Genomic DNA, 12,655 nt, shown 5'->3' on the forward strand with positions numbered 1-12,655 from the left:
GTTTATGGCCCGAGTTTTCCCGCTTAAAGTCGTGCCAAGGTTTGTCATCCCCTCAATAGAACCGTGGCACGGCTTTAGGCGGGAAAACTAGTTAATGCACTTTCAAAATTTTTCGGATGGTTCGGTCAGCGCCCTGATTAATTTCAAGCAAATAAATGCCGTAAGGAAGCGCCGATAAATCGACTTTCTCCGAAAAGGTCGTCGAGTTTTTTTGCAGCGTAACCTGCTGCCGCGATACGCCCAGATTAGCATCAATCAACTTGACATCCACATTGCCTACATATGGGCTATTGAGCTGGAGAACGACATGATCGCTCGACGGATTTGGGTAAACACGAATTGATTCAGTATCAATTGAACCCGTTCCCAGACGCGCAGCGCCCGAACCACCCACCGAAACGAATATGGGCGTTTCGGAGAGCGTAAGTGCAATCTGATTATTGACAGTTGGCTTTACCTGCAACGCCATCGTATCGCATCCAGCTTTAGGTGTATATACATTCGCCACCGCTCCCGTCTTCAAATCCAGTGTGTACGACCCAGTACGCCCAATTTCATCTGGAATCCATAAAGCATACATTGATTGGCCATTGTGTTCATATCGATCCACATTTGGATTTGTACTTAGCGACTCCTTGAATACATAATCGCCCATGAGTTTTTTTGCCTGATAGAAATAGTCGGCGGTGGGTTTGCGGGTAAAATCGGCATTAATAAAACCCATTGAGCAGAACTGCGTGGAGCAATCCAGATTCAGGTCATAAGTCTGGTAAAAATCAACTCGATCGATCCCTTCCCGAGCGTACAGAAGCGCTGTTCGTAAATTCCAGTCGGCCTGTGTGGTGGTTGCTGATTTGTTACTGATGGCGATGGTATGAAGCGGACTTCCCTGGTTTAAATCGTAACCTGTTTCTGATATATAAACCGGCATATCGTAGCAGGCATCGTGTGCCAGTTTCAGTACGTTTCGAGCTACCTGCGTCGCAACTGACAACTCTGGGGCTGCCCCTCGTGCCGAAGCCCCACTCCCATTTTGCATCGAACTGGAATTATCGGGATAGAGGTGATAATTGATAACATCCCAGCAAAGGTCAACACGTCCATCGGGTTTGTAGCCACGAAATTCTTTACACCAGTCAATCATTCCCCGGATATAATCCGTGCCATTAGCAATTGAGCATAAACCACCCATCACAACGGTCATACTTGGGTCGGCATTTTTCACGCCAACGCCAGCGCCCATCGTGTTTTTATGCCCGTCGTAAAACGCCGACATATTAGCCGCGTATTCACGACCGGTTTGGTAGGCCACCCGCCCCCGCCACCATTTGTCACGCTCATTATCGCACTCCATGTAATTAATCAGACCGAGGCCGATTTTCACGACGTTGGGCGGATCATTCGTCCAGCGCGGGTTAGTATTTACCTTTACCAAAGCCGGATCGACGGATGTATTCTTTCCGTAACGGGCAGCATATTGAAAGGCTACCTTTGCCTGTTCGATGTACGACAATGGATTCGAATAATCTTTTCCATACCGTACTGGCACGTTATCGCTACCCTGTTGGTCGGCGGGGTAGGTGGCGTTCATCCAAGGGGTCATATCTTTCAGGCAGGCCATTACCTCAATGCCGTCTGATTTGCAGCGCTCATACATTAGGTCATAATTCCAGCCACCCGAATGCGTTGGATTGAATGTGTAATTGCCTTCGGTCAGTTCCAGTTTCTCCCAATCCATATAGTGCCGCATCACCCCGAACGACTGCATCGCCTTTACTTTAGGGACCGAAATACCCGAAACGCCAGTCTGATAAAAATCCCATTCAAACGCGTTTATACCAAGCAGGTTTTTAAAAGTTGGGTTTTTAGCCGGTAATGAACTGGCGGTTCTATTCCCAACTTGATAGGAGCCGTAGAGTTCGAGTTCACGTGGCCAGAAATCTGTTGTATTAATCACCAGGTAACGTGCTCCGGCCACCACATTGTCGAGCAGAAACTTAGCATCTCCCTGTGTACTTCGGGTTGGGTAAGGGCCTACCCAGGTATCGTATTCGAGCCCCTGGAATTGAGCGATTTCAATTCGTCGCCAATCACTGGTGATGATCGACAATCGCATTGGACTTGAGGAATTACTTCCATTTCCGTCATATAGTTTAATGGCTTTAATATCCATCGATTCACCCGGTAGCAAAGGGTAATAAGCATCGTACGTATTCAATATTTTGCCCCAACCCGTTTGTACCTCATCGCTTGTATTGCCATCAAACAAGGCATTCAGCCCATTGCTAACATTATTAAGTTGATACCAGCGACTGGCGTCGATGGGAATTTTATCACCCAATACGACTGGTGCGGCTGTAGTTGTGCTAACCGGTGTGGTTACTGTTCCAGCGTCCCCAACCGGATGCCCATACACCCGAATTTTAATGGGTAGTGCATTACAGTATTTATGAATCACGATAGCCTCAGCGACTATCGACGGAAACGATAACTCCTGCCACTTCATGTAATCGGGTCCGGTAAAGGAGCCAAGCAGGGTTTTCTGCGTTCCGTTGAGGGCGTAAATCAAGGCTGGCGTACTCGAAAACTGATCTTCGCCGTCGTACAATTCCAACTTAGTCAGGGTGCTTTTGGCTTCTAGCTTAAGTGTCAGATCCATCCATCGGCAATTGTCGCTGCTCCAGTCGGTTTTCACCAGGCTACTCATATCATCGTTGAGGTAGGGCGTGTAGTTTTGTGGAGTAGCTAGATTCGATACTACACTCGTAACATTCACCCGTTCCTGAGCATATAAAATAGCATCGAGCGGATCGTCGGGTAGTACCTTCCCATATGCCCGAATCTTGACAGGGATGTTATTGCAGTATTTATGAATCACGATACCCTCGGCAACCATCGGCTCCGTTAAGGCATAGGATTTGAACTCCATGTATTTGTCGCCCGTGAACGTACCGATCAAGGTTTTCTCTTTGCCATTCAGTGCATAAATCTGGGCTGGTGACGATTCAAATGTTCCCTCCGCATCATACAAGTCAAGTTTAGTCAATAAACTCTTTTTGCTGAATTTGACGGTCACATCCGTCCATTGAAAATTAGACGGCTGCCAGTAAGAAGGCACCAGATTAGCCAGATTATCATTCAGGTAAGCCGAATAATCTTCACCCGTAACGGGTTTGTCTTTTGCCGAAACAAGCGTAAGCAAATCGAGTGGCTTGGGAATTGTGGTTGCGGATGTAATAGGCTGGCCAAATACCTTGATTTTTTGCGGGATATTGTTGCCATACTTATAAATCATAATGGCATCGGCTACCAATCCCTGAAACGGGGTGAGCGTTACCCAGTTCATGTACGTAGAGCCATCAAACGAGCCAATCAGCACCCGTTGGGTCCCGTTCATGGCATAGAGCAAAGCAGGTTGATCGGGAAATGAGCCATCGTAGTCATACAGCGACAGGCTTGATATCAGGCTTTTTTTCTCCAGCTTGAGCGTGACCTGAACCCATTTGGCATTATCCGACCAGGCACTCTGTACGAGCTTACTAACATCATCATTGAGCCAGGGCGAATAATCCTGGCCTGTGTTTTCGCTGGGTGTAATGGATACAACTTTAAGGCGAACGGGAGTGGTTGCGGTGTGCCCTATGGTGGCAATAAGGACAAAGAGGAAGGTAAGTAGTAGTTTGAACATAGATGGTGTTTGAGGTTATTCACCTACCCACAAAACCCATGCCGTTTAACTAAAACGCACTGATAATCTGAAAGTTAAACCGTTTACCGCATTTTAGTATAGTTATCAGGAGACTACAACCCGTTTTTTGAAACTCTATACAATTTATACTTGCATTCTTCCAATATTGGTACGAAATTTGTCATCCGCAAAAGGAATCTATGAAGCAACCGCGCATTATACAACGTCTTTCGAGCCTCATGCTAGCCTCCCTGCTGCTATTTACAGCTGTTTGGGGTTATGGCAATGTGACTCATGCCAAGACCGCTATAGCGCCTAAAGCCGTTGCCGAACAGACGAAATCAGGTAAATCGACTGATGCGCCCGCTGCGGCTAAGCTAAGTACGGCCCAATTTGAGGCAGTCGTTACTCCCGCGATTCAATTGGGAGAGTCAGGCCAGAGCGCCTTTTTGCTTCCTGCACCAACGCTCCTGATTTTATTGTTGTTGAGCGTTCCGCTCCTGCGGTCCTTCACGTTTCCGCATTTCTATTTTTCTTATTTCAAGCACGTTTTTGGCCATCATATAGCCACAAATGCCCCCTAGAGTGCGCGTTTAGGCCCACGCAGCCTTGCCATGGCCTTATTTATTCCCGTTTGAGTCTATGCCCACCAGTGGCCGACTTCATTATTTATCACCCTAGTAATTTATAGCCAAATCACGGGCGTAGCCTGTGTATCCCAATGCAAAACAAAACCGGAATTCTCATTCTGACAGGCGTCATTGCAGCCATCTGCATCTACTTCCTGTCGTTTACATTCGTCTCGCGGAACATCAAATCCGACGCAGAGGCTTATGCCACTGACAAAGCAGGCGTAGTTGACCGTAACAAAAAACAACATTATCTCGATTCGCTCTGGAAAGAACCCGTTTATTTAGGAAGTACGCTTCAGGAAGTAACCGAACGCGAATTAGGCCTTGGCCTTGATTTACAAGGCGGTATGCACGTTGTGCTGGAGGTATCACCTGCTGATATTCTTCGCAGCTTGTCGGGCAACAACCGTGATCCAAAATTCAGTCAGGCTCTGAAACAAGCGCAGGAAGATCAGAAAACCAGCAACACGAGCTTCGTCGATTTGTTCGCGAGTGCGTTTAAGAAGCTGGCTCCCGATACTAAACTGGCCTCTGTGTTCGCTACGAGTGCTAACCGTAGCAAAATCAACTACCAATCATCGGATACCGAAGTACGGAAATTGCTGAACGACGAGGTGAATGGTGCTACCACGCGGGCGTTCCAGATCATTCAGGCACGGGTCGATAAATTTGGGGTAGCTAACCCAAACATCCAACGGTTGCCAGGTTCAGGCCGGATTCAGATTGAATTACCGGGCGTTGATAACCCAGAACGTATTCGCCGTTTATTAACGGGTGCAGCTAAACTTGAGTTTACAGAAGTTTATCGCCTGAACGAATTAGCTCCAGCTATTGAAGGCATTGGCGCTTATCTGTTAGCGCAGGAAGCGGCTCGTAAATCGGCTGTTAAAACGACAGCACCTGCTGCTGGTTCGGCTGCCAAAGGCGCATCAAGCCTTGAATCGCAATTAGCACAGGGAAGCAAGAAAGATTCGACTGCGAAAAATGACACAGCGGCTGCCGCTGCTCAGGGTACAGCGCTGACTCAGTTATTCTTGCCCGTTGGTCAGGATCAGCTAGGCGTTTACCTGAAAGATACTGCCCGTGCCAATGCCGTTCTGAACGCCCCTGAAGTAAAAGGACTATTCCCTGCTGATGCATTCTTCGCCTGGGATCGTAAGACATTCAAAGCAACAGATGGCAAAGAAATTTTACCCCTGTATTTCCTAAAAAAATCAGGTGGTCGTGCTCCATTGGAAGGCGATGTAATTACGGATGCTGCTAACGATTATGATGATCGTGGCCGTCCGGAAGTAACAATGAACATGAACCCAGAAGGTGCCCGTAAATGGCGGAACCTGACGGCAGCAAACGTAGGTCGTCCAGTGGCTATTTTGCTTGATAACCTGGTTTACACGGCTCCAAACGTACAGAATGAAATTCCAAACGGTCGTTCGAGCATCTCGGGGAACTTCACCGTAGAAGAAACCAAGGATATGGCCAACGTACTGAAGGCCGGTAAACTGCCTGCGCCAACCAACATCGTTGAAGAAAGCGTTGTGGGTGCTACGTTGGGTTCAGAAGCCGTTAGTGCTGGGGTTCTTTCGTCGATTATCGGTATTTTGTTAGTACTTGGCTTTGTGGTGTTCTACTACAACCGTGCTGGTCTTATTGCTGATGCTGCCCTGATTGTCAACCTGTTCTTCCTGATGGGCGTTATGGCGTCGTTGGGAGCGGTATTGACTATGCCAGGTATTGCCGGTATCGTACTGTCGATCGGTATGGCCGTAGATGCGAACGTACTTATTTTCGAACGGATTAAGGAAGAGCTGGAGCTAGGTAAGAGCTTTAAAGTAGCCGTTGCCGATGGGTTCAAGAACGCAATGTCGTCGATTATCGACTCAAACGTAACGACCTTCCTGACGGGTATCGTACTGTTCATTTTCGGTACAGGTCTGATTCTAGGCTTTGCCACAACGCTGATTATTGGTATTCTAACGTCGTTATTCGCAGCTATCTTCATTACTCGCCTGTTGCTGGAATATTATATCCGCAATGGTAAGACGCTAACCTTTAGCTCAAACTGGGCAAAGAAACTGTTTGCTGATTCTGATTTTGATTTCGTATCCCGACGGAAACTGTACTACACCGTTTCGTCGGTCATTATCGGTTTAGGTATCATCTCTGCCGTTTTCCGGGGCTTCGGCTTAGGCGTTGACTTTAAAGGTGGCCGTTCTTACGTAATTCGTTTCGAAAAATCAGTAAGTACTGATGACGTTCGGAACGCGTTAGAACCCGTTTTAGGTGGATCGCCAGAAGTAAAAACCTACGGTGGTACAGGTATTGGTGCCAATCAGGTTAAAGTAACGACGCCTTATCTGGTTGACGATAACTCGCAGGGTGCCGATAAGAAAGCCGAAGCAACGGTTTATAAAGGGCTGAGTAGCATTCAGGGCAATCCGGCTAAAATTGAAAGCTCACAAAAAGTCGGTCCAACCATTGCGTATGACTTACTGACATCGGCCTTATGGTCTATTCTGCTGGCCGTAGCAGTCGTATTTGTGTACATCCTGATCCGGTTCAAGAAACTGGCCTTTGGTTATGGTGCGGTTGTGGCCATGTTCCACGATGTACTGATCATCCTGGCTATTTTCTCGATCTTCAACGGATTCCTTCCGTTCTCGCTTGACGTTGACCAGGCTTTTGTGGGCGCTTTGCTGACAATCATGGGTTACTCCATGAACGATACCGTTGTGGTATTTGACCGGGTTCGTGAGTATCTGGCCGAAAACAAAGGCAAGAAAGAATCGATTGCCACGATCATTAACAACGCCCTGAACAGCACACTGAGCCGTACAGCTGTAACCGGTTTCTCAACCATTCTGGTACTGTTAGTCCTCTTCATCTTCGGTGGCGAAACCATTCGTGGTTTCTCGTTCGCGATGCTGATTGGTGTTGTGGTTGGTACGTACTCGTCGCTGTTCGTTGCTACGCCGATTGTGGTTGACGCCCTGAGCCGCGATCAGGAGAAAGAAGTGATTACCCCAACGATCAGCGATAAGAAAACGGGCTTTGATGCCATCCCTGCTGATTTCACGACGGCTGCTCCTGCTACGCCAGAAGAATTCACAGCCAAGAAGGAAAAGAAAGAAAAGAAGCCTCTGATTCGGCCTTCACAATCGTAAGCTAACGGTTGTATGAGTGGATGAGTGAATGAGCGATTGAGTGACTAAAAAATGTAGCGAGAAATAATTCGCTCAATCACTCATCCACTCATTCACTCATTTTATTTCGTATCTTTCCCGACGTTTAACCTAAGATTATTTCTCCAAACGACACAATCACCAAACTCTATTTCCCTACATGGAAACTAAATTAAAACCTGTTGATACCAGTGTCTGGCGTAAAAAGCCCCTTGCGGCTTATGAAGCCGACATGAAGAAAAGTGAACTCAAGCGTGTATTAACGCGCTGGGGATTGACCTCGCTGGGCATTGGTGCCGTCATCGGAGGTGGGATTTTTGTATTAACAGGTATTGCAGCCCACGACTGGGCTGGTCCAGCGTTGGCCTTGTCATTTGTACTAGCCGGTGTAGCCTGTACGTTTGCCGCTCTTTGTTACGCTGAGTTTGCTTCTATCCTTCCTGTAGAAGGTTCAGCCTATGCGTATTCGTACGGAACGGTTGGTGAAATTTTCGCCTGGCTCATTGGCTGGAACCTGATTCTGGAATACATGATGGGGGCTACCACCGTAGCGGTGAGTTGGTCGGGTTATTTCGAGAAGTTACTCCATCTCTTTCATATTGAGCCTCCCATCTGGCTAATGAACGATCCTGTTACAGCACAGGAAAAAGCAGCAGCGCTTCGGGCGGCTGGCGTGGCTGTGCCAGACTTCTCCTTCGCCATGAACCTCCCCGCTTTCCTGATTGTATTGGTCGTCACGTACATTCTGGTGAAGGGTATTAAAGAAGCCGCCAGCACGAATAACATCATCGTAATTGTGAAAGTAGCGGTGGTTATTTTCGTGATTGTTGTCGGTGCTTTTTACGTGGATACAGCCAACTGGCATCCATTCCTTCCTGAGCCTGTTATTGATAGCGGTGGTCAACAGCACTACGGTTTCAATGGTATTGTAACGGCAGCGAGTATTGTATTCTTCGCTTATATCGGATTTGACGCCGTTTCGACGCAAGCCGGCGAAGCAATTAACCCTAAGAAAGACGTACCCTTCGCTATCATTGCTTCGCTTGTTATCTGTACAGTGCTCTATATTCTGGTTTCGCTTGTGTTAACAGGTATGGTGCCATTCAAGAGTCTTGATTTGAAAGCCCCCGTAGCGCAGGCATTTGCCGATAAAGGTTTAACCTGGGCCGTTTACATCATCACCATTGCCGCGCTGGGTGGTCTAACTTCTGTAATGCTGGTAATGATGCTCGGTCAGACACGGGTTTTCCTGGGTATGGCAAAAGATGGTTTGATCCCTCCGAGCTTGTTTGCAGCCATTCACCCTAAGTTTAAAACACCCTGGAAAAGCACGATTTTGGTAGGTATCATTGTATCAATCGTTGCGGCCTTGACGCCAATCGATAAAGTATCGGAGTTAACCAGTTCGGGAACACTGCTGGCCTTTGCCATGATTTGCGGTGCCGTTTGGTTGTTACGGGTTCGGGAGCCTAATCTGGAACGGCCTTATAAAACACCTGTACTACCCTTGATCGCTACATTGGGGATCTGCGCCAACCTGTATCTGATGTACAATCTGCGTACAGACACCAAAATATCATTTGTGGTTTGGTGCTTCATCGGACTGATTGTTTATTTCACCTACAGCCGGAAGAATAGCCACCTGAATAAGCCACAGGAATAATTCCTGGTTTTAATAGTGTCATTTAATGAAAAATGCCCGCTAGCTTTAAGTTAGCGGGCATTTTTCATTAGTCTATAGACTAAACAAGTGTAGTTTTGTTCTGCGATGAATGGACAGGAATTATTCGGATATGCTTCAGCTCTGGTAGTAGGCTTAGTGATCGGTCTGGCTGGGGGTGGAGGTTCTATTCTGACCATACCCATTTTTGTCTATATTTTCAGTATTCCTCCCATTCTGGCAACGACCTATTCACTGTTTGTTGTAGGGTCGACTTCATTGGTAGGATCAATCAATCATATCTGGAAAAAGCAGGTTGACTTAAATGTTACCGCTGCGTTTGCACTACCTTCGTTCATCTCTGTCTACTTAAGCCGCCGATTTCTGGTTCCTGCTCTACCAGACCCGTTATTCCAATTTGAAAGATTCCAACTATCGAAGAGCGACGCCATTTTATACTTCTTCGCAATTGTTATGGTAATTGCTGCTAGAGCCATGATTCGTAGTGATCGCCCGGAGCAAGGTGAAGCTGCCGACGGGCGCCCACGCTATGGCAGTCTGGCCCTAGATGGGCTGGCGGTGGGCTTACTGACAGGGACTATTGGCGCAGGTGGTGGATTTTTGATTGTACCAATGCTAGTCCTGATGGCTGGCTTGCCAATCCATCGGGCCGTAGCGACTTCTGTTTTGATTATTGCCGTTAATTCGTTCGTTGGTTTTTTAGGTGATATTCATCATACAGGCTTAAACTGGAATTTTCTGCTGCCCTTTACGGGTTTATCCATCATCGGGATTTTTGCGGGAATGTATTTAGCCCGCTTCGTAGCCCCTGACCGACTAAAAAAAGGATTTGGCTGGTTTGTGTTAGTGGTTGCGCTATATATGATTAGCCGGGAAGTAATGTAACGCGGGTGGAAACCCGCGATTTTAATCAGAAGCTGCGGGTTTCCACCCGCGCTACACAACATGATCATCGAACAACTATACACGGGCTGTCTGGCTCAGGGAGCTTATTATATCGAAAGTAACGGGGAAGCCGCCATCATTGACCCACTTCGGGAAACGACGCCTTATATCCGAAAAGCGGAAAAAGCGGTTGCCCGAATCAAATACGTTTTTGAGACACACTTCCATGCCGATTTCGTTTCGGGACATATTGATTTAGCCAAGAAAACAGGGGCTACCATCGTGTATGGCCCCAATGCAAACACAAGTTATGAGGCTTATCATGCGCAGGATGGCGAAACCTTTTCGCTAGGCGACGTGACCATAAAAGTGCTGCACACGCCTGGCCATACACAGGAATCCACAACCTATTTGCTCATCGACGAAACGGGAAAAGACCACGCTATTTTCACCGGCGACACGCTTTTCATTGGCGATGTAGGGCGTCCAGATCTGGCCATTAAAGGCGATCTGACCGAGCGCGATCTTGCCGGAATGCTCTACGATAGCCTGCATACGAAAATTATACCCCTTGCTGATGACGTGATTGTCTACCCAGCTCACGGCGCGGGTTCGGCTTGCGGGAAGAATATGAGCAAGGAAACAACCGATAAACTCGGCAATCAGAAGCGTTTCAATTATGCCCTTCGCGCTAAATCGAAGGAAGAGTTTATTGAAAAAGTCCTCGATGGACTAACCACGGCTCCAGCGTACTTTGCCGAAAACGCCCGGCTCAATAAAGAAGGTTACGAATCGATTGATCGTGTTATGCAACGGGGTAGTCAAGCACTTTCGCCCGATGCCTTCGAAACAGCGGTTAACGAAACGAGCGCGCTGATTTTAGACGTTCGTGATGCCGCAGACTTTGCGAAGGGATTTATTCCCAACTCAATCAACATTGGTCTGAATGGCCAGTTTGCACCCTGGGCTGGCGCGTTGATCCCTGATTTAACCCAACCTATTGCACTTGTTACTCCCACAGATCAGGAGAGCGAAACTGTGCTGCGACTAGCCCGCGTTGGTTACGATAACTGCATAGGTTTTCTGAACGGCGGATTCGATTCCTGGAAAGAATCAGGCAAAGAAATCGACACCATTGAATCCATTTCAGCCGAGGAGTTTGCGCAACGCTGGCAGCAAAACCCTGCCATGCAAATTGTGGATGTACGCAAGCCTGTTGAATTTGCTACAGAACACGTTAAGGATGCTGAAAATCTGCCGTTAGACAATTTAAACGATCATATGGCTGCTATCGGCCGTACGGAGCCGGTTTATGTACATTGTGCCGGTGGCTACCGGTCGATGGTCGCCAACTCAATCCTGAAAGCGCGCGGCTTCGATAATGTCGTGAACGTAGAAGGCGGGATGGGGGCTATCAAAAAAACAAGCGTACCGATTGTAGTCGATACGCCTGTTTCTCATTAATAGGTGCTTTAGTTAGTAATTCTTCACGAGTATTAATTGTATTGTTAGACTGAAGTCAAGTGCCTACCTTGACCTTGTTTGTTTGAATTCTTAATAGATGGCATAGAAAGAGGATAAAGAATAAGCTAAAATCAACAAATTGCTTGACAAAGTAGGTTACAACAAAAGAACAGGAGCGCAAGTATGCCATTAGTCAGAATTGTCGTTACGTAATTTTTATTGAATGGCAGTCTACAGTCGAAGAATAAGCGTAACATTTACCATAAATCTTGGTCAACGTTTAGATTAATGCATACTTGCCGAACGCGTACTCTTATTGAGGAAGTACCTACCGATGGGCACAGTCCCATGAAGTTCCTATGCGATGATGGCAACCTGTATTACTGTAAGTATAGAATTCGGTCAAACGCTATTGAACTGGATTTTTTGGCTTATGAAGTAATCAGCCATACGATATTACGTACCCTTAATCTACCAACACCTGATGTCGCACTGGTGGAAGTACAGGCAGGATCGTATCGCCCGGATCAATTACTTGCGAATCGTCGTTTTATAAAACCGGGCATTATTTGCTTTGGCTCTCGCGCCCTATCCCATGCTGATTTGGTTCGCCAGACAGAAGCCATCTGTTCAACCCGTGCTTTTAAACGTTTACTGAACCCAACCGACCTGATTCGTCTGGCCGTGTTTGACCTTTGGACAGACAATATTGATCGGGGCCGAGCATTCGAGGGCGGGTATAATTACAATCTGCTTCGTGTACCTCATGAAGGCAAGATTCAGTTTGTAGCGTTTGATAACGCCTTTACATTCGGGGGTGAAAATGGTCTTCGCATTTTCAATCCAGACTGGCCATTGCTACCTCAAAATCGTCTGTTTAATAGCCCCTATTACAAAGCGGTTGTGAAACATATTACACCAAGCCGACGTTTCACAGTGGCCAACGATTGTCTATCTTTGTGCTATGAACGGGGAAAACAAGCTATATATACTGCATTTGCGAGCTTACCGCCTTCTTGGGGAACACCACCATCGTTGCGGGCACGAATGGTCGATTTCTTACTGAACGATCAGAGACGAATTGCTATTCAGACACTCCTTAATCAGTCCATACCCTTTTGAT

General features: G+C 47.2%; 7 protein-coding genes. 6 read left to right on the forward strand and 1 reads right to left on the reverse strand.

Going from position 1 to position 12,655, the window contains the following annotated elements:
• Positions 1-91: 91 nt before the first annotated feature.
• Complete coding sequence (locus tag H3H32_RS29650; protein WP_182459329.1) at positions 92-3,688, reverse strand: T9SS type A sorting domain-containing protein; 3,597 nt, start codon at positions 3,686-3,688, stop codon at positions 92-94.
• A gap of 239 nt (positions 3,689-3,927) precedes the next feature.
• Here H3H32_RS29650 and H3H32_RS29655 point away from each other — a divergent pair, with 239 nt between their 5' ends.
• The 6 genes from H3H32_RS29655 to H3H32_RS29680 all read left to right on the forward strand — a co-directional run bounded on the left by H3H32_RS29655 (position 3,928) and on the right by H3H32_RS29680 (position 12,654).
• On the forward strand, positions 3,928-4,272 hold the full coding sequence (locus tag H3H32_RS29655; RefSeq protein ID WP_182459330.1) for a hypothetical protein: 345 nt from the start codon (positions 3,928-3,930) through the stop codon (positions 4,270-4,272).
• A 137-nt stretch (positions 4,273-4,409) separates the two neighbouring features.
• Positions 4,410-7,484, forward strand: coding sequence for a protein translocase subunit SecDF (secDF, locus tag H3H32_RS29660; RefSeq protein ID WP_182459331.1), 3,075 nt, complete (start codon positions 4,410-4,412; stop codon positions 7,482-7,484).
• A 178-nt stretch (positions 7,485-7,662) separates the two neighbouring features.
• Positions 7,663-9,165 (forward strand): APC family permease, encoded by a 1,503-nt coding sequence (locus H3H32_RS29665; RefSeq protein ID WP_182459332.1) that lies wholly within the window; start codon positions 7,663-7,665, stop codon positions 9,163-9,165.
• A 105-nt stretch (positions 9,166-9,270) separates the two neighbouring features.
• Complete coding sequence (locus H3H32_RS29670; protein WP_182459333.1) at positions 9,271-10,068, forward strand: sulfite exporter TauE/SafE family protein; 798 nt, start codon at positions 9,271-9,273, stop codon at positions 10,066-10,068.
• A gap of 60 nt (positions 10,069-10,128) precedes the next feature.
• Positions 10,129-11,532, forward strand: coding sequence for an MBL fold metallo-hydrolase (locus H3H32_RS29675; RefSeq protein WP_182459334.1), 1,404 nt, complete (start codon positions 10,129-10,131; stop codon positions 11,530-11,532).
• Between the two features lie 288 nt (positions 11,533-11,820).
• Entirely contained in the window at positions 11,821-12,654 is an 834-nt protein-coding gene (locus tag H3H32_RS29680; protein ID WP_182459335.1) for a HipA family kinase, read from the forward strand.
• The last annotated feature ends 1 nt before the right edge of the window (position 12,655 follow it).

The organism is Spirosoma foliorum (assembly GCF_014117325.1).
GTDB lineage: Bacteria > Bacteroidota > Bacteroidia > Cytophagales > Spirosomataceae > Spirosoma > Spirosoma foliorum.